This window comes from Streptomyces sp. NRRL B-1140 (assembly GCF_001280065.1).
In the GTDB taxonomy this organism is placed as follows: domain Bacteria; phylum Actinomycetota; class Actinomycetes; order Streptomycetales; family Streptomycetaceae; genus Streptomyces.
In genome coordinates, this window is the sequence record NZ_LGEA01000069.1 from 54,305 (window position 1) to 72,878 (window position 18,574).

General features: G+C 71.1%; 17 protein-coding genes. 4 read left to right on the forward strand and 13 right to left on the reverse strand.

The window, feature by feature from the left end; genetic code table 11:
- Nucleotides 1-20 precede the first annotated feature (20 nt).
- The 5 genes from ADK65_RS08750 to ADK65_RS08770 all read right to left on the reverse strand — a co-directional run bounded on the left by ADK65_RS08750 (nt 21) and on the right by ADK65_RS08770 (nt 6,459).
- The gene (locus tag ADK65_RS08750) at nt 21-2,390 is read right to left on the reverse strand and encodes a glycosyl hydrolase family 95 catalytic domain-containing protein (RefSeq protein WP_053669379.1); all 2,370 of its coding nucleotides are present in this window, start codon (nt 2,388-2,390) and stop codon (nt 21-23) included.
- 106 nt (nt 2,391-2,496) lie between these two features.
- Nucleotides 2,497-3,507, reverse strand: a complete 1,011-nt coding sequence (locus ADK65_RS08755; protein ID WP_053669380.1) for an aldo/keto reductase — start codon at nt 3,505-3,507, stop codon at nt 2,497-2,499.
- Nucleotides 3,504-4,262 (reverse strand): SDR family NAD(P)-dependent oxidoreductase, encoded by a 759-nt coding sequence (locus tag ADK65_RS08760; RefSeq protein WP_053669381.1) that lies wholly within the window; start codon nt 4,260-4,262, stop codon nt 3,504-3,506. Before ADK65_RS08760 ends, ADK65_RS08755 begins: the two co-directional genes overlap by 4 nt.
- Nucleotides 4,259-5,596, reverse strand: a complete 1,338-nt coding sequence (locus ADK65_RS08765; RefSeq protein WP_053669382.1) for an L-fuconate dehydratase — start codon at nt 5,594-5,596, stop codon at nt 4,259-4,261. Before ADK65_RS08765 ends, ADK65_RS08760 begins: the two co-directional genes overlap by 4 nt.
- Before the next feature lie 11 nt (nt 5,597-5,607).
- A complete protein-coding gene (locus ADK65_RS08770; RefSeq protein ID WP_053669383.1) occupies nt 5,608-6,459 on the reverse strand; it encodes a fumarylacetoacetate hydrolase family protein in 852 nt (283 codons plus the stop codon).
- A gap of 448 nt (nt 6,460-6,907) precedes the next feature.
- On the opposite strand from ADK65_RS08770, the gene ADK65_RS08775 reads away from it, so the two are divergent.
- From ADK65_RS08775 to ADK65_RS08790, 4 genes are all read left to right on the forward strand, one after another.
- Nucleotides 6,908-7,963 carry a sugar ABC transporter substrate-binding protein gene (locus ADK65_RS08775; RefSeq protein ID WP_053669384.1) on the forward strand — a complete coding sequence of 352 codons (1,056 nt, stop codon included), beginning with the start codon at nt 6,908-6,910 and terminating at the stop codon, nt 7,961-7,963.
- Between the two features lie 128 nt (nt 7,964-8,091).
- On the forward strand, nt 8,092-9,681 hold the full coding sequence (locus tag ADK65_RS08780; RefSeq protein WP_053669385.1) for a sugar ABC transporter ATP-binding protein: 1,590 nt from the start codon (nt 8,092-8,094) through the stop codon (nt 9,679-9,681).
- Between the two features lie 2 nt (nt 9,682-9,683).
- Complete coding sequence (locus ADK65_RS08785) at nt 9,684-10,727, forward strand: ABC transporter permease (RefSeq protein ID WP_053669386.1); 1,044 nt, start codon at nt 9,684-9,686, stop codon at nt 10,725-10,727.
- Nucleotides 10,728-10,805: 78 nt separating this feature from the next.
- Entirely contained in the window at nt 10,806-11,489 is a 684-nt protein-coding gene (locus tag ADK65_RS08790; protein WP_053669387.1) for a FadR/GntR family transcriptional regulator, read from the forward strand.
- Between the two features lie 100 nt (nt 11,490-11,589).
- On the opposite strand, the gene ADK65_RS08795 is transcribed toward ADK65_RS08790, so the two are convergent.
- The 8 genes from ADK65_RS08795 to ADK65_RS08830 all read right to left on the reverse strand — a co-directional run bounded on the left by ADK65_RS08795 (nt 11,590) and on the right by ADK65_RS08830 (nt 18,544).
- Entirely contained in the window at nt 11,590-12,288 is a 699-nt protein-coding gene (locus ADK65_RS08795) for an alpha/beta fold hydrolase (protein WP_053669388.1), read from the reverse strand.
- 10 nt (nt 12,289-12,298) lie between these two features.
- Complete coding sequence (locus ADK65_RS08800) at nt 12,299-12,709, reverse strand: nuclear transport factor 2 family protein (protein WP_199825593.1); 411 nt, start codon at nt 12,707-12,709, stop codon at nt 12,299-12,301.
- 2 nt (nt 12,710-12,711) lie between these two features.
- The gene (locus ADK65_RS08805) at nt 12,712-13,518 is read right to left on the reverse strand and encodes an MBL fold metallo-hydrolase (protein WP_053669390.1); all 807 of its coding nucleotides are present in this window, start codon (nt 13,516-13,518) and stop codon (nt 12,712-12,714) included.
- Nucleotides 13,519-13,581: 63 nt separating this feature from the next.
- A complete protein-coding gene (locus ADK65_RS08810; RefSeq protein ID WP_053669391.1) occupies nt 13,582-14,199 on the reverse strand; it encodes a DsbA family protein in 618 nt (205 codons plus the stop codon).
- 198 nt (nt 14,200-14,397) lie between these two features.
- A complete protein-coding gene (locus tag ADK65_RS08815; protein WP_053669392.1) occupies nt 14,398-15,165 on the reverse strand; it encodes an SDR family NAD(P)-dependent oxidoreductase in 768 nt (255 codons plus the stop codon).
- A 55-nt stretch (nt 15,166-15,220) separates the two neighbouring features.
- Entirely contained in the window at nt 15,221-16,225 is a 1,005-nt protein-coding gene (locus ADK65_RS08820; RefSeq protein WP_053669393.1) for a transketolase family protein, read from the reverse strand.
- A complete protein-coding gene (locus ADK65_RS08825; protein WP_234352829.1) occupies nt 16,222-17,160 on the reverse strand; it encodes a transketolase in 939 nt (312 codons plus the stop codon). The genes ADK65_RS08820 and ADK65_RS08825 overlap by 4 nt, the downstream gene beginning before the upstream one ends.
- Before the next feature lie 25 nt (nt 17,161-17,185).
- On the reverse strand, nt 17,186-18,544 hold the full coding sequence (locus tag ADK65_RS08830; RefSeq protein ID WP_053669394.1) for an MFS transporter: 1,359 nt from the start codon (nt 18,542-18,544) through the stop codon (nt 17,186-17,188).
- Nucleotides 18,545-18,574 lie beyond the last annotated feature (30 nt).

Consider the following 18,574-nt stretch of genomic DNA (forward strand, 5'->3'; position numbering starts at 1 on the left):
CCGTTCACCTGCCCGCCGCCTCAGCAACGCACGTGGTGCACGGTGGCGCGCTTCGCCGTGAACTCGGCGAGGACGAAGCCTCCCTCCAGTGCGGTCCACCGCGTCTCGATGCTGTCGGAGAGGTCGTCGGTGACGGCCGGGAGCGGGTCGGACGCGGGGAGCCGGACGCGGTACCGGCCGGGGCGCGGGAGGTGCAGGCGGGCGTGCGAGAGCCGGCCGTGCCGCCAGTCGAGGTCGACGGTGACGCCGCCGCGGGCGCGCAGGCCGCGGACGGTGCCGCTGGGCCAGGCGTCCGGCAGCGCGGGCAGCAGCCGCAGTTCGCCGGTGTGGCTCTGCAGCAGCATCTCGGCGACGGCTGCCGTGGCTCCGAAGTTGCCGTCGATCTGGAAGAGTTCGGGCGGGTGCAGGTCGAAGAGGTTGTCGGAGGTGGAGTCGGCCAGCAGCCTGCGCAGGCTCTCGTGTGCCAGGGCACTGTCGCCCAGCCGCGCGGCGAGTGCGACTACCCAGGCCAGGCTCCAGCCGGTGCCTCCTCCCCCGTGCGCCAGCCTGAGGTCGAGGGCGGCCCGGGCGGCGGCGAAGAGCTCCGGAGTGCGCTCCGCGTCGACCCGGTCGCCGGGATACAGCCCGTAGAGGTGGGACAGGTGGCGGTGGCCCGGATCCTCGGGCACGGCGTCGTGACGCCACTCGGCGAGGGGCTGTCCGGGACGGTACGGCAGCGGGGGCAGCCGTCGCCGGGCGCTGTCCAGGCTGTCCGAGAGCGAATCGGTGAGTCCCAAGTCGTCGATGGCATCGAGGCAGTTGCCGAAGAGCTCGTCGATGAGCCACAGGTCCATGGTGACGGCGGCGGTGGTCGCGACGAGGGCCGGCCCACCCGGTGTCTCCACCTGGAAGCGGTGCTCGGGGGAGGTGGAGGGGCAGGTGACGAGGTGGCCGTCGGCGTCCTCGACGAGGAAGTCGAGCAGGAAGACGGCGGCCTCGCGCATCACCGGCCAGGCCCGCTCGGCGAGGAAGGCGCGATCGCCGGTGAAGCGGTAGTGCTCCCACAGGTGGGCGCACAGCCAGGCGCCGGCCATCGGCCAGTTGGCCCACTGGGGGCCGCCCTGCACCGGGTTGGTGCTGCGCCAGACGTCGACGTTGTGGTGCGCGGTCCAGCCGCCGCAGCGGTAGTAGGCCCGGGCCGTGCGCCGCCCGGCCGTGGCGAGGTCGGTGATCAGGTCGAACAGCGGCTCGTGGCATTCGGGCAGACCGGTGGTCTCGGCGTGCCAGTAGTTCATCTGGAGGTTGATGTTGGTGGTCCAGTCGGACTGCCAGGGCGGCTGGACCTCGGTGTTCCAGATGCCCTGGAGGTTCGTCGGCTGGGTGCCGGGGCGGGAGGAGGCGATGAGGAGGTAGCGGCCGTAGGCGAAGAACAGGGCGGTCAGGCCAGGGTCGTCCGCGCCCGAGCGGACGGCGGCGAGGCGTTCGTCGGTGGGCAGGGCGTCGAGCGCCCGGTCGTGGCCGAGGCTGAGGACGGTCCGGTCGTGCAGCGTGCGGTGGTCCGCGATGTGCTCGGCCCGCAGACGGTCGTACGGAACCTCGGCGGCGGAGTCGAGGAGCCTTGCCACCTCGGCCTCGGGGCCGGCTTGCGGACCGGCGGGCTCGGTGTCCCACCCCCGGAAGCCGGTGGCGGCGGCGACCAGGACGGTGGCGCCGGTCGCCCCGGTCAGTCGCAGGCCACCGGTCTCCGGTTCGGGAATGACGGTGCCGTCGTCGGGGACGATGCGCAGGGCCGCCGCGAACCCGGTTCCCGCGTCGACGGCGTAACGGACGGCATCGGGGCCGGTCGCCTGGAACGCGACGTCGGCGGGGGCCCGCCCTGAGACCATGGCGCCCGGTTCCGCGCCGGGGTGTGCGGATTCCAGGCGGGCGGTGAAGGACAGCGCGCCGGGTGTGTCACACGTCAGCCGGACGACGAGGACGCCGGCGACGGCGGAGACGAACAGCTCGCGGGTGTGGCGCACGCCGTCGGCGCTGTAGGTCACCGAGCAGAGCGCCTCCGCGAGGTCCAGTTCCCGTCGGTAGCCGGCGACTTCGTCATCATGCCCGAGGTCGAGGAGCAGGGCGCCCAGGGGCTGGTACGCCTGGGTGTCGGGGCCCTGCATGCGCTCGGCGAGTTCCTCGGCGCGCAGGTGGTCCCGGTCGTGGAGCACTGCGCGGCGCAGTGGACCGAGGTGCTGCGCGGCGTCGTGATCGTTGTGGTCCGCCGGGCCGCCCGACCACAGCGTGTCTACGTTGAGGTCGACGCGCTCGTGGGCGGGGCGGCCGGGCACCATGGCGCCGAGGGAGCCGTTGCCCAGGGGCAGCGACTGCGGGAAGCCGTCGGCGGGGCGGCGGTACCAGAGCTTCAGCATGTGCGGAATCCGAGGGTGGGGCTGACAGGGAGGTGATGACGATTATGGCCACGGCGTCGAGGCAGGGGCCGGGGGACGGCACAGGTTCCGGCGTGCGGGGCGGCCCTCAGGGTGACTTCTCCGACGGCACGCCGGCGGGGGTCGGTGTGTCCGGGGCCAGCAGTCCCTCGGCGCGCAGCTCGTCCCAGAGGGCGGCCGGGACCGGGTGCCGCAGCTGGGCCACGGTGTCGCGCACCTCCTCGGCGGAGCGGGCACCGGTCAGGACGCTCGCGACCGCGGGGTGGCCGTGGGGGAAGTGCAGGGCGGCGCTGCGCAGTGGCACGCCGTGACGTTCGGCGACAGTCTTCAGCCGCAGCGCGCGGTCGAGCACCGGTTGCGGGGCGGGCGCGTAGTCGTACATCGCGCCGGGTTGCGGGGCGGTCAGCAGCCCCGAGTTGAACACCCCGCCGATGATGACGCTCCTGCCGCGAACGGAGGCCTCCGGCAGCACCTCGGCGAGGCCCTCCTGTTCGAGCAGGGTGTAACGGCCGGCGAGCAGGACGACGTCGATGTCGGTCTCCCGCAGGAAACGGGCGGGCAGCGCGCACTGGTTCATCCCGGCGCCGATCGCCCCGATCACACCTTCGCCGCGCAGCCGCTCCAACGCCGGGTACGCCTCGCGCAACGCCTGGTCGGCGTGGTCGTCGGGGTCGTGCAGCAGGGCCACGTCGACACGGTCGAGGCCGAGGCGCTCCAGGCTCGCCTCCAGGGAGCGCAGCACCCCCTGGGCGCTGAAGTCCCAGACGCGCCGGTGGGTGTCGGACACGGCGAAGCCGTGCGCCAGGTCGTCGGCCCTGCCGCCCTGTGGGTTGGGCTCCAGCAGCCGCCCGACCTTGGTGGACACGGTGTACGCATCCCGGGGGCGGTCGCGCAGTGCCGCGCCGAGGCGGCGTTCGGACAGGCCCAGTCCGTAGTGGGGCGCGGTGTCGAAGGTGCGGATGCCCGCGTCCCAGGCGGCGTCCACTGCGGCGAAGGCCGCCTCGTCGGTGATCGGTCGGTAGAGGTTGCCGATGCCTGCGGCTCCGAACGACAGCTCGGTGACCCGGACACCGGTGCTGCCCAGTGCCGCCGTCCTCATGAGCCGGCCGCCGGGCGGAGCCTGAGCCCCTGCATGCCGCCGTCGACGGCGAGGGCCGTCCCGGTCACGGAAGCGGCGGCCGGTGACGCCAGGTAGACGATGGCCGCGGCGACCTCCTCCGGTGTGACCAGGCGTCCCATCGGCTGACGGGCGTTCAGCGCGGCGCGTTCGGCCTGGGGATCGTCGGCGGCGTCCAGGAGCCGCGCCACCCAGGGAGTGTCGGCGGTCCCGGGGTTGACGCAGTTGACGCGGATGCCTTCGCGGACGTGGTCGGCGGCCATGGCGAGGGTCAGCGACAGGACCGCGCCCTTGCTGGCGCAGTAGAGCGCGCGCTGCGGCAGGCCCGCGGTGGCGCCGATCGAGCAGGTGTTGACGATCGCCGCGTGCGCCGAGGCCCGCAGATGCGGCAGGGCCGCGCGGGTGGTGCGCACGATGCCGAGGACGTTGACGTCCATCACGCGGTGCCAGTCCTCGTCGGGGTTGTCCTCGATGGTGCCGATGGCCCCGATGCCGGCGTTGTTGACGAGGATGTCGAGACCGCCGAGATGTGTGGCCGCTTCCTCCACGGCGAGGCGCACCGACGCGTCGTCCCGGACGTCGGCCTTGACGGGGTACAGCGGTCCGGGCACCCCGGACGGTTCGAGGTCGAGCACGGCCACCCTCGCGCCCCGCTCGGCCAGCGCGCGTGCGGTGGCGAGCCCGATGCCCGACGCGCCGCCGGTGACGAGGGCCCCGAGTCCTGACAGTTCGCTCATGTGTCACTCTCCTGCCGGGCGCGGTCGGCGACCCAGAAAGTTCCGTCCGGGAAGTGGTAGGCGGCGATGGACTGCTCGCTCATGGTGGCGGAGAAGCCCGGGCCGAGGGGGGCGGTGTAGTGCCCGTCCCGCATCACCACGGGCGCGTCGAAGTGCTGGTGGAGGTGGTCGACGTACTCGATGGCCCGGTCCTCTGTGGTGCCGGACAGGGCCAGGTAGTCGAACATGGAAAGGTGCTGTACCAGTTCGCACAGTCCCACGCCGCCCGCGTGCGGACACACCGGCACACCGAACTTGGCGGCGAGCAGCAGGATCGCCAGGTTCTCGTTCACCCCGCCGACCCGGGCCGCGTCGATCTGCAGCACGTCGATGGCACCGGCCTGGAGGAGCTGTTTGAAGACGACGCGGTTCTGCACGTGTTCGCCGGTGGCGACCTTGACGGGGCCGACGGCCCGGCGCACGGCGGCGTGTCCGAGGATGTCGTCGGGGCTGGTGGGTTCCTCGATCCAGTAGGGCCTGAACTCGGCGAGCGCGTTGATCCATTCGATCGCCTCGTCCACGCCCCACCGCTGGTTGGCGTCGATGGCGATGCGGATGCCGTCGCCGACGGCCGTACGGGCGGTGCGCAGGCGCCGGATGTCGTCACCGAGGTCGGCCCCGACCTTGAGCTTGATCTGGGTGAACCCGTCGTCGACCGCCTGCTCCGCCAGCCGGGTGAGCTTGTCGTCCGAGTATCCGAGCCAGCCCGGGGACGTGGTGTAGCCCGGGTAGCCGCGCTCCAGCAGCGTCACCTCGCGATCGGCGAGGCCGGTGCGGCCCTTGCGCAGGAGGGCGAGGGCCTCCTCGGGGGTGAGGACGTCGGTGAGGTACCGGAAGTCGACCTGGGAGACGAGCCATTCGGGTTCGGCGTGGGCGAGCAGGCGCCACAGCGGCTGCCCGGCGCGCTTGGCGGCCAGGTCCCACACGGCGTTGACCACGGCGCCGATGGCCATGTGCATCACGCCCTTCTCGGGGCCGAGCCAGCGCAGCTGGCTGTCGCCGATCAGGTCGCGGCTGAGTGAGCCCGGGTCGTCGCAGAGCTCCGCGACGGAACGTCCCACGACATGGTGCTTCAGGGCGTCGATCGCGGCGACCTGCACGTCGTTGCCGCGTCCGATGGTGAAGGTGAAACCGTGGCCTTCCGGACCGTCCGCGGCGTCGGTACGCAGCACCACGTAGGCGGCGGAGTAGTCGGGATCCGGGTTCATCGCGTCGGAGCCGTCCAGTTCCCGCGAGGTGGGGAAGCGGATGTCGTACGTGTCGAGCGTGGTGATCCGGACTGGGGTGGCGGTCACGGGCGACCCTTTCACGCTTGGCGGAAGGTCTGGGCCTGGCTGCCGAGGCCGTCGACGGAGAGTTCGACGGTGTCGCCCGGGCGGAGGTAGGGAGTGCCGGGCAGACCGAGGGCCACGCCCGCCGGCGTACCCGTGTTGATCACGTCCCCCGGTTCCAGGACCATGTACTGACTCAGGTACGCGACGATGTGGTCGACCGGGAAGATCATGTCCCGGGTGTGTCCGTCCTGCCGCTTCACGCCGTTGACGCTGAGGTGCAGCCCGAGGTTCTGCGGGTCGCCGACCTCGTCCGCGGTGACCAGCCACGGCCCGAGCGGATTGAAGGTCTCGCAGGACTTGCCGAGGTCCCACTGCGAGGAGTACTCCAGCTGGAACTCCCGCTCCGAGACGTCATGGCTGATCGCGTACCCGGCGATGACGGCCCGGGCGGCTGGCGGGCCGTCCAGGTAGCGGGCCCGGCGGCCGATGACGACCGCGAGTTCGACTTCCCAGTCGGTCTTCACCGAGCCGCGCGGGACGAGCACCTGGTCGTAGGGTCCGACGACGGTACCCGGGTCCTTCATGAACACCACCGGCCGCCCGGGGATCGCGGCACCGGTCTCGGCGGCGTGGTCGCGGTAGTTCAGGCCGATGCAGACGATCTTGCCGGGGCGTGCGAGGGGCGGGCCGATCCGCAGCCCCTCGGCGTCCAGCGCGGGGAGGGTCCCGGCCGCGATCGCGGCGCGGGCGCGGTCGATTCCGTCCGAGGCGAGGAACGCGCCGTCGATGTCGGCGGTCACGGAGGACAGGTCCAGCAGCCGGCCCTCGTCGGTGCGGACAGCTGGGCGCTCTTCGCCGGTGGCGCCGACTCTCAGCAGTTTCACTCGTGGTCTTCCCTTGCTGCGGCGGTTCACGGAGGGAGGCGACGGCCGGTGTCCGCGCTCTCCCAGTCATCGGATGTATGACTACACGCGACTGTAAGCGCAAGAGAACGCACTGGCAACGAACACCTCGGATGTATTTACCCACGCGCGAGTGAGGAGCCTGGCCCTCTTGGGGCGCAAATGCGGGTACGGAGTCTTGTCAACGCCGACAACACCGTCGTAACGTCCTCGACGTCCGAGATACATCGGAGGAATCACAACCCTCTGCTTTCCAGCTGCCCCTTCCCGTCGGCCGCACCGGCCGGCAGGCGCTCGGGCGCGGGCCGCACTGCCCCGTGCCGGGCCGCCCTTCGCCCGGCTGCGTACTTCCCGGCATCCGGCAGGCCGGTACGCACCTCCCCACCGACGCCCCGCGGTCCATCGCCCCGCCAAAGGAGACAACACGGCCATGACGCTCACTCGCACTCGCTCCACCACCGCGGCCGCCACCGCTGTCCTCGCCGTCCTCGCCCTCGCCACCGCATGCAACCGCGAGAGCGCCTCCACAGCCGCCTCGGGCGGCGGCGACAAGCCCTCCATCGGCATCGACCTGCCGCGCTCGGACTCGGACTTCTGGAACTCCTACGCCCAGTACGTCAAGAAGGACATCAAGACCGACGGCATCAAGGCCCTGCCGATCAGCAACTCCCAGAACGACGTCACCAAGCTCGTCGCCAACGTCCAGGTCTTCGAGAACACCGGCGCCAAGGCCGTCGTCATGGCACCCCAGGACACCGGTGCCATCGCCTCGACCCTCGAATCGCTCGCGTCCAAGAAGATCCCCGTGATCAGCGTCGACACCCGGCCCGACAAGGGCGACGTCTACATGGTGGTACGCGCCGACAACCGGGCGTACGGCACCAAGGCCTGCGATTTCCTCGGCAAGCAGCTCGGCGGCAAGGGCAAGGTCGCCGAGTTCCAGGGATCCCTGGACTCCATCAACGGACGCGACCGCTCCGAGGCGTTCGCGCAGTGCATGAAGACCAAGTTCCCCAAGATCAAGGTCTTCGAGCTGCCCACCGGCTGGAAGGGCGACGTGGCCTCCGCCAAGCTGCAGTCGCTGCTCGCCCAGCACCCGGACCTGAACGGCATCTACATGCAGGCCGGCGGCGTCTTCCTGCAGCCCACGCTCGCGCTGCTGGAGCAGAAGGGCCTGCTGAAGCCCGCCGGGCAGAAGGGCCACATCAGCATCGTCTCCAACGACGGCATCCCGCAGGAGTTCGACGCCATCCGCAAGGGGCAGATCGACGCCACGATCTCCCAGCCCGCCGATCTCTACGCCAGGTACGCCCTCTACTACGCCAAGGCCGCCGCGGAGGGCAGGACCTTCGAGCCGGGCAAGACCGACCACGACTCCACCATCATCAAGCTGCCCAACGGCCTGGAGGACCAGCTGCCCGCCCCACTGGTGACCAAGGACAACGTGGACGACAAGGCCCTGTGGGGCAACAACGTCGGGCACTGACGGCAGGCGGCCACGTCGGCGCCGGCGGCCTCGCCATCCGTCTCCCCGGCCGTGGCCTCCACCCGGGGCCCGGGTCCACTCCCCGCTCCGCGGTTCCCACCCTCCGTACCCGAAGGACGGTACCCACCATGGCGGACACCGCCACCACCCCGGCAACCGGCTCCGGACCGCGGTCCCCGGTCGCCGAGGCGACCGGCATCGGCAAACGGTTCGGCGCCACCGTCGCGTTGCGCGACGCCCGTATCAACATCGCCGAGGGCGAATCGCACGCCCTGGTGGGGCGCAACGGCGCCGGCAAGTCGACGCTGGTGTCCATCCTCACCGGTCTCCAGCAGCCCGACACCGGTTCCCTTCGCTTCTCCGGCGAACCGGCCCCCGCCTTCGGCGACATCGACGCCTGGCGCTCCAAGGTCGCCTGCGTCTATCAGCGGTCCACGATCATCGGTGACCTGACCGTCGCCGAGAACCTCTACCTGAACCGGCAGAGCCCCACAGCAGTACGCCCCATCCGGTGGAAGCAGCTCAGGCAGCGGGCGGGGGAACTCCTCGCCGAGTACGGCGTGGCCGTCGACCCCGCCGCGCGGGCCAAGGATCTGACCGTCGAGCAGCGGCAGTTCGTGGAGATCGCCCGAGCACTGTCCTTCGGAGCCCGATTCATCATCCTGGACGAGCCCACCGCGAAGCTCGACGCCCGCGGCATCGGCCGGCTCTTCGCCAAACTCCGGGACCTTCAGGAGCAGGGCGTCGCCTTCCTCTTCATCTCCCACCACCTGCAGGAGGTGTACGACCTCTGCACCACCGTCACCGTCTACCGCGACGCGGCCCACATCCTGACCGCACCCGTGGCCGGACTCGATCACCACTCCCTGGTGGAGGCCATGACCGGCGAGGCCCCGGCGGCACAAACCCTCGTGAACGAGTCTCCGGTGGCACCGGTGGAGGGCGCGGAGCTGCTGCGCATCGATGCCCTGACCGTGCCCGGCGCCTGCGAGGACCTCTCCCTGTCGGTGCGCTCCGGCGAAGTGGTCGGGCTCGCCGGAGCGGCGGCCAGCGGCAACGTACAGGTGGGCGAGGCGATCGCCGGGCTGCACCGTGCCGAGGCCGGCGGGATCTCGGTCGGTGGCAGGGCGGTGCGCACCGGAGACGTCCCGTCCGCGCTGGCCGCAGGCGTGGGTTTCGTCCCCGAGGACCGGCATCTGCAGGGGCTGGTCAACAGCCGCAGTGTGGCGGAGAACGCGACGCTCACCGTCACCGACCAGCTCGGTCCGTTCGGAGTCGTGCTGCCCGCCCGCACCCGTACCTTCGCCCAGCACATGATCCGCGACCTCGACATCAAGACCCCGGCGGCGGCCACCCCGGTCTCCGCCCTTTCCGGCGGCAACCAGCAGAAGGTGGTGGTCGCCCGCGCCCTGGCCACCGACCCCCGTGTGCTGGTGGCCATCCGTCCCACCAACGGCGTCGACGTCAAGTCCAAGGAGTTCCTGCTCGGCAGGATCCGGCGGGCCGCCGGCGAGGGCAAGGCCGCGCTGATCGTCTCCGACGAACTGGACGACCTCAGGGCCTGCGACCGGGTCGTGGTCATGTTCCACGGACGGGTGGCCGGCGAGTTCACCCGCGGCTGGAAGGACGAGCAGCTCGTCGCCGCCATCGAGGGCGTCACCGGCACCACCACCCCACCCGCCGCGTCGACGGCGTCCGGCACTCAGCACGGAAGGTAGACATGTCCGCCACCACAGATGTCACGGAGCCCGCACCGGGCACGACGGCGCCGGCCGCGGTGGACACCGCCCGGAGCCGGCTCGACCTCGGCCGTTTCCGTGAACTGTCCCTGATCCCGGCCATCCTGGTGCTGGGCCTGATCGGCTTCATCGTCTCGCCGGCCTTCCTGACCGCCGACAACCTCATCGGTGTGCTGCAGCAGTCCACCGAACTGAGCCTGCTCGTCCTCGCCGCCGCCCTCATCCTCATCTGCGGACGGATGGACCTCTCCCTGGAGTCCACCATCGGCGTGGCCCCGGTCATCGCCGTGTGGCTCGTCCTGCCCTCCACCGGCGGTCGGTTCAACGGCCTCGGCCTCTTCCCCGAGTGGACGGCCATCCCGCTGTGCCTCCTGGTCGGCGTGGCGATCGGCGTCCTGAACGGCTTCCTCATCCTCAAGCTGCGGCTCAACGGGTTCATCGTCACCCTCGGCGGGCTGACGATGCTGCGCGGTCTCCAGGTCGCCCTCTCCGAGGGGCAGTCGATCGTGGACCTGCCGTCCTCGTTCACCTACCTGGGCAGGGCGTCCTGGCTCGGCGTACCGGCGGCCATCTGGATCTGCGCGCTGCTGTTCACGGCGGGCGGCAGCGCACTGGCCTGGCTGCGGCACGGCCGGGCGCTGTACGCCATCGGCGGCAACGCCGAGGCGGCACGCACCGCCGGCATCCGCGTCGACCGGATCGTGTGGGTCGTCCTCGTCATCGGCAGCCTGCTCGCGGCGTTCGCCGGCATCCTCTACAGCGGCCACTACGGCTCGATCTCGGCGACCCAGGGCAGCGGCTGGATCTTCCAGGTGTTCGCCGCGACCGTCATCGGCGGGGTCAGCCTCAACGGGGGCAAGGGCTCGGTGTTCGGCGCCCTCACAGGTGTCCTGACGCTGCAGCTCGTCGTCAACGTCATGACGCTGGCGGGCGTACCGGCGCTGTGGAACCAGTTCCTGAACGGCGCCATCATCATCGTCGCCCTCATCATCTCCCGCTTCGCCTCCGGCGAGAAGCAGGACTAGTGCCGTGGCAGGCACCGTTCGCGCCGCAGCGACGCGGGGCGGCGCCCGCACCGTCCCCCGGCACAGGAAGGCACGCGCGTGGCACTCACCGACGAGGCGATGGACAAGATCAAGGCGATGATCGTCGCCGGCGAGCTGGCGCCGGGTGCGCGCCTGCCGAAGGAGGAACTGCTCGCCTCTCAGCTGGGCCTGTCCCGTAACCCGTTGCGCGAGGCCGTCCGCGCGCTCACCGCGATGCGCATCCTCGTGGCGCGGCAGGGCGACGGCACCTACGTGTCCAGCCTGGAGCCCCAGCTCCTTCTCGAGTCGCTCTCCTTCGCCTCGGACGTCTCCCAGGGGCACACCGCTCTGCAGCTGTTCCAGATCCGCAGGCTTCTGGAACCGGCGGCGACGGGGCTGGCCGCCACCTCACTGACGCCCGATGACCTGCGTGACCTCGGCGACATCCTGGAGAGGTCCACGTCGTCGGCCACGGTCGAGGACTTCGTGGCGCACGACATCGCCTTCCACGCGAGGATCGTGGAGGCGGTCGGCAACCCGGTGTTGTCCATGCTGCTGCGCGTGCTGTCCACCAGCACCCAGCGGGTACGCATCGTCCGGGCCAGCCAGGCCCGCCGTGCGGTGGCCCACGCGTACCGGGACCACCAGCAGATCCTCGGCGCGCTCCGGTCCCGCGACGCCCTGCTGGCCGCATCGGCCGCGACGGTGCACATCACCGCCGTCGAGCAGTGGCTGGCGGCAAGCCTGACCGAGGCACCGTGAGCACCCCCTGACCGGCTGACCGCTCCCGTCCGGACGCAGCAGCGACGGCAGGCTCCGGCGTCCGGGAACGCCGGGAGCCTGCCGTAGGAGCCGGAAGGCGTCAGTCGCCCGCCGCGGTTCGTGTCACCGCTTGCGCGATGACACCGGCGACCTCATCGGTGTGGGACAGGTGCGGTGAGTGCCCCGAGGGCACGCGCAGGGTATGCGCGGCGCGGTCGGCCCACTGCTCCTGGACAGGGGGCGGCAGCGCCGGGTCCTCGGTGGCAACCACGTACGTCAGCGGGACGTCCGTCGGCGCCGCGCCCAGCTTCTCGGTGAAGGCACGCATGCCCTGCCAGTTGAGGCGCTTGACGGCCTCGGCGGTGAGGAGGGGGTCGACGCCGCTGAAGACGGACTTCTCCGCGTCGCCCGCCTTGACGGCGAGCCCGTCCGGTGAGTGATTCCAAGTGGGCGGAAAGTCTCCGCCCATCCACTCCATCATCGAGGTGCCCGGCTCCAGGGCGAACGCGGCGATGTAGACCAGTTCGACGACTTGGTCCGCTTCGGCGGCGACCCAGGTGGCGGGAACACCGCCGTAGGAGTGGGCGGCGAGTACGACAGGCCCCTCGACGCCCTCCACGGCGGCGCGGACCACCGCGACGTCCTCGGTCAGCCCCTGGGCGGCGGCGCTCAAGGGGTTGCTGCTGGGGAGCTGCACGGCGAGGGAGCCGATGCCGCGGGCCGTGAGCCGCTCGCGCAACGGGTTGAAGATCCACGGGGTGTGCATGGCACCGTGGACCAGCACGACGGTCGGGTTCATCGGAGGGGCCTCACTCGGTCATCGCAGCGCGGACGAGCGCGGTGTCGGTGAACTGTTCGAAGCGGACGATCAGGCCGCCGCGCACCACGAAGTGATGGGCCACCCGGACGTCGATCGGCTTGCCCGTGCCCTTGTGGGTCGCGGTGTAGCGGGCGAGGACGACGACGTTCTCGCCGTCGACGACGTAGGTGTCGTCGTGGGCCGCCCAGCCGTCCCAGTCCTGGCCGAGCTTCTCCATCACGTGGGACGTGACGCCCTCGGGGGTGCGGTAGGTGCCGGCGAGGGGGAAGCCGGCCATCTCCGTCCACTCCACGTCGGGGGCGAGCGTCGCGCGCAGGGCGGCCAGGTCGCCGGCCGCGGAGGCCAGGTACTGGCGGCGTACCACGTCGGCGGGTGCGGTGGAGGTGGTGAACTCGCTCATCGTCAGCCCCACTGCATTTCGCCCGTGGCGACCTTCGCGCCGATCTGGGCGGCGATCAGCATGCCGTTGCCGGGGTAGCGCTGGACGAGGGCGTCGGTCAGCGCGGCACCGTCGGCCGCCTTGCCGAGCTCGTCCTCGAAGGCGACGAGATACTCGCGGGTGGCGGTGATGGCGGAGGCGTCGGCGGGGGCGCCGGGCAGGCGGTGCCCGGGGACGACGAGCTCCGGCTGCAGGGCGGCCATCTCGTCGAGCAGCCCGATCCACGCGGAACGGTCACCGGGAGTGGGGGTGTCGGCCACCCAGATGTGCTCCTGCTGGAAGAGCAGCACGCCGCCCAGGATCGCGCGGTGTCCGGCCTGCCACAGGTAGTGCCGGTCGGGGAGGTCGGCCGGGCCGCCCTTGAGCTCGAAACGGTTTCCTTCGAGGGTGAGGTCGCCGGTCAGCGGCTCCAGGTCGACGAGGCGGGTCGGCAGGTTCTGACCCAGAGCCGCCCATGCCTTGAGCTTGCCCTCGTAGGAGTGCCTGATGTGCTCGATGACGAGCGGGGTGGCGACGAACCTGGCCTCCGGGAAGGCGTCGGCGAGGACCTCGGCGCCGAAGTAGAAGTCGGGGTCGCCGTGGCTGACGAAGACGGTGGTCAGCTTCTTGCCGGAGTCGAGCACCTCGGCGGCCAGGCGGTGACCGTCGGCGCGTGTGAAGGCGGCGTCCACGAGGAGGGCCTCGTTCTCACCGGTCACGAGGGTGGCGGTCTTGTTCTTGCTGCCGACGGGGAAGTCGAGGTCGAGGACCTTGAAGGCGAGAGCGCTCATGGCGGGTTCCTTGCGGTGTGCGGTGGCGTGGGACGGGGGGAAGGCTGGGAACTGCAGGAAGGCTCAGTGGGCGGTGAGGGACACAAGCCGCTGCGCGACCTCGGTGGCGGTGGCGTTTCCGTAGGCCAGCGGGGTGACCCGGTCACCGTCGACGGCGAGGAGCGTGGGGAAGCCGGTGACGCCCAGGGCTGCAGCCCGGCGGAAGTCGGCCTCGGCCGCCTCGTGGGCGAGGGGTGCCTCGAAGGCGGCGACCACGGCATCGGCGTCCAGTCCGGCCTCCTCGGCGACCTTTCGGTACGTCGCCGCTTCGGAGAGGCTGAGACCGTCGACGTAGAAGGCCCGCTGGAGTGCGGTGGCCAGCTCGACTTCTCGCGCGGGCGCGACCTGGCGCAGGGCGGCGACGCCGCGCGCGGCGGCCTCGGAGTCCATCACGAACGAACCGTCGGCGATCAACCGGTCGTACGCCGCGCCGAACTCGGCGCCGGTCAGCTCGGCGATCTTGGCGTTGGCGCCCTGGACGTATCCGAACTCGCGGATCGGTACCCGGCGGGGCCCGGTGAAGAGGCCGCCGGAAACCACGTCGACGTCGAGCTCGGGATGCAGCGCGACCACCTCACGCAGTGTCCCGGAGAACCCGTGGGACCAGCCGCAGTAGGCATCGAAAACGTAGACGATCTTCATCGGGAACCTCGGCAGAACGGTAGGGCACCCGCCTCGTGCGGGCGATTCTCCTGACTCAACAGTACCTGAGGCGTCAGATATTTCCGGTAGCCCTGCGGCGCAGGTCACATTGGTCCCCGAGGATGCGACCGCCGCACGGACGTTCCCGGCCGCGAGAAGGGACCCGCTGATACAGCGGGCCCCTGGTCTCGGTTCATCTCAGTGGATGTGGGACCCGCCGTTGACGTCGTACGTGGCGCCGGTGACGTATCCGGAGCCGGGCCGCGCCAGGAACGCGACGACCTCGGCGACGTCGTCGACACCCCCGATGCGGCGCACGGGGATGTCCGCGACCATGGCCGCCTTGCGGTCCTCGTCCAGCTTGCCCTGCGTGATGTCGGTGTCGATGAGCCCGGGCGCCACGCAGTTGACCGTCACGCCCGACGGGCCCAGCTCGCGGGCCAGCGCCCGGGCGAAGCCGAGGAGTCCTGCCTTGGCCGCGGAGTAGGCCACCCCGCCGAAGACCCCTCCCCCGCGTTCGGCGGAGACGGAGGAGAGGAAGACGATGCGCCCGAATCCTCGTTCCGCCATGCCTGCCGCCACGCGCTGGGTGATCAGGAAGCCGCCACGCACGTTGACGTCGAAGATCCTGTCCCATTCGGCGGGCGAGACCTCCAGGAACGGCACGGGCGAGGTGATGCCCGCGTTGTTGACGAGCGCGCCGATGGGTGGCAGAGCCGCTTCCGCCTGGGCGACGGCCGCGTCGACGGCATCGGCGTCGGTGACGTCCGCCGCGAGGGCGAGGGTCTCGACCCCGTGGCGGGCGGCGATCTCGCGGGCCGCTTCCTCGGCGGATTCCTTGTCGAGATCGAGTACGGCGACGGCATAGCCGTCGGCCGCGAGCGCGTGAGCGGTGGCGCGGCCGATGCCGCGGCGGGACCCGGCTCCGGTGACGAGAGCGGTGCGCGGGGTGTTCTGGGGGGTCATGCGGGCTCCTGACGGGGCGGTGAGTTCACGGTCGTCGAGTCAGTGGCTCTCGGTGTCACAGTTCACGGCGGACGAGGTCCTTGATCGCCGCCACCGACAGGCCGTACCGGTCGTGCAGCGTGGGCAGGGCGCCGGCCGCGAGGAACTCGTCCGGCAGGCCCACCGGGACGAGGTGTGCCGTCACCCGGGCGAAGGCCAGACTGGAGGCCACGGACTCCGCCAGGCCCCCGATCACACTGTGGTTCTCGAGGGTGACGACGAGCCGGTCCTTCGCCGCTTCCCGGACGACGGCCTCGTGGTCGAACGGCTTGATGGTCGGCACGTGCAGGACCGCGGCGTCGACGTGGTCGCGTTCCAGTTCCCGGGCCGCCGACAGGGCGCGTACCGTCATCAGGCCGGTGGAGATGAACAACACGTCCCGCCCGCCGCGCAGTTCGGCGGCGCGTCCCAGCCGGAAGGTGTAGTCGTACTCATCGAGCACGGTGGGGACCGCGCCGCGCAGCAGCCGCAGATAGGTGGGGCCGGGGTGCGCGGCCAGGACGGGTACGGCCTGCTCGATGTCGACCGAGTCCGCCGGATCCACGATGGTCAGACCGGGCATGGCGCGCAGGATCGCGAGGTCCTCGGTGGCCTGGTGGCTGGGGCCGTAGCCGGTGGTCAATCCGGGGAGGGCGCCGACGACGTTGACGTTCAGTCCCGGTTCTGCGATGTCCAGGCACAGGAAGTCGTAGGCACGGCGGGTGGCGAACACGGAGTAGGTGGAGGCGAACGGGGTCAGGCCCGACTTGGCGAGCCCCGCGGCCGCGCCGAGCATCGCCTGTTCCGCCATGCCCATCTGGAAGAAGCGTGCGGGGTACGCCTCGCGGAAGACGTGCATGTCGGTGTACTTGGCGAGGTCCGCCGACAGGCCGACGATGTCCGGCCGTTCGCCGGCGAGCCGGGCGAGAGCGTGCCCGAAGGGGGCCTTGGTGGTGCGCTGCCCCTCCTCCGCGATGGAGGCGATCATGGCGGAGGTGGTGAGCCGGCGAGTGCCGGTTGCGGGGGCGCCGGCGGCGTTCATGCGGTGTGCTCCTCGTGTGCGTTCGTTGTGTTCCGGTCGGCGCACTCGGCGTGGAATCCCGCGGTCAGCTGGTCGCGGGCGATCTGCCACTCGTGCTCCTCGACCCGCAGGAAGTGCGCCTTCTCCCGCGTCTCGAGCATCGGCACCCCACGGCCGACGCGGGTGTCGCAGATGAGCACGGACGGCGAGCCACGGTGGGTGCGCAGGGCGTCGAAGGCCGCGACGAGGGCGGCGACGTCGTTGCCGTCCACCCGGACCGCGTGCCAGCCGAACGCCTCCCACTTGTCGGTGACGGGCTCGGTGCGCAGCACGCCGTTCGTCGGCCCGTCGGCCTGCAGGGCATTGACGTCGACGATGGCGGTGACGTTGTCGAGGCCGTGGTGGGCGCAGGCCAGGGCGGCCTCCCAGGTGGAACCCTCGTCCAGTTCGCCGTCGGAGAGGAGGTTGTACACGTGTGCGCGGCTGCCCTGGTGGCGCAGGCCGAGCCCCAGTCCGGCGGCGATGCCCAGGCCGTGGCCGAGCGAGCCGCCTGAGATCTCCATACCGGGGGTGTAGGAGGCCATGCCCGACATGGGCAGGCGGGAGTCGTCGCTTCCGTACGTGTCCAGTTCCGCGACGTCGAGGATCCCTGCCTCCGCGAGCGCCGCGTACAGGGCGATGGCGTAGTGCCCGATCGACAGCAGCAGCCTGTCCCGCCCAGGCCACTCGGGGTCCTCCGGACGGTGGTTGAGCACGTCCTTGTAGACGACGGCGAGGATGTCGGCCACACCGAGTGCCTGTCCGACGTAGCCCTGGCCCTGGACCTCGGCCATGTTCAGGGCGTGGGTGCGGATGCGGTACGCGGACTCGCGCAGGGCACGCAGTCGCTCGGAGTGCGACGCGGGTGGGTCGGTCAGCGGACCGGCGGCCGGCGTGGTGGTGGCGGTGGAGGCCACGTCTGCTCCTTCTTCGGGGTGCGAGTCAGTGGGAGAGGGCGGCGGGAGCGGTGGTCTCGCGCGCTGTCCGGGCTGCCAGGTCGGCCTGCCGTCGCTCTGGCGCTCCCCAGGTCTCGCGGGTCAGCACGGTGGCGACGAGGCCGAGAAGCCCGTAGAAGCTGAAGAGGACGGCCGGGCCGGTCCAGCCGACGGCGGAGTACAGCGCGGTCGCGATCATGGGCGTGAACCCGGAGACGACGGCGGAGAGCTGGTAGGCGAGCGAGGTGCCCGCCGTGCGAGTCCGGGTGGCGAACAGTTCGCAGAACCACGCCCCCTGGACGCCCGCCAGGGAGTTCTGGCAGATCGTGTAACTGATGACGAAGGCGACCAGGACGAGCGCGGCGGTGCCCGTGTTGACCAGGAGGAACAGCGGGAAGCCCCACAGCAGGGTCACGGCGCAGCCCAGCAGGTACACCGGTCGGCGTCCGACCCGGTCGGACAGCAGTCCCCACCCCGTCGTGGTGAAGATGCCCAGGGCCGCGGCGGTCACCAGCGCGGAGAGGCTGACCGCGCTGGTGACGTCGGGGGCACGGTCGTCGTTCAGGTAGGAGAGGACGAAGGTGATCGAGACCGCGTACCCGGCCGTTTCCGTGGTCCTGAGGCAGAAGGCCCGCAACAGACCCCGCCAGTCCTTGCGGAGCACCTCCCCGAGGGGGTTCTTGGCGACGTCGCCGGACTCCTTCAGCTCCTCGAACTGCGGGGATTCGTCGATCTTGAGCCGGATGAAGATGCCGACCGCGATCAGTACGGCACTGAGGAGGAACGGCACGCGCCAGGCCCAGCTGTCGTCCAGGGTGTGCCTGCTGAGGAGAAAGGCCAGGTTGGCCAGGAGCAGACCGACGGGGAAGCCCGCCTGGGTGATCCCCGTGTACAGACCGCGTCGTCGCCACGGCGCGTGCTCGAAGGTCATCAGGATGGCGCCGCCCCACTCCGCGCCGAAGGCGAGTCCCTGGACGACGCGGACGGCCACGAGCAGCACCGGGGCCCAGACGCCGACCATCTGATAGGTGGGCAGACAGCCGATCAGGACGGTCGCGACGCCCATCAGCAGCAGCGATCCGACCAGTACCGGCTTGCGTCCGATGCGGTCTCCCAGGTGTCCGGCGATCACACCGCCGAGGGGGCGGGCGGCGAAGCCGATGCCCAGCGTGGCGAAGGACAGCAGAGTGGCGGACAGCGGGTCGGAGTCCGGGAAGAACACGTCTCCGAAGTAGAGCGCCGCGGCCGTGCCGAAGCCGATGAAGTCGTAGGTCTCGATGGTCGCGCCGACACCGCAGCCGATGGCGACTCTCATGCGCTCGGGGGAGCCCTGGGCCGACGGCCCGGGGTGCGGGGAAGCAGCCATGCCGATCCTCCTTGATCGCTGACGGGACGG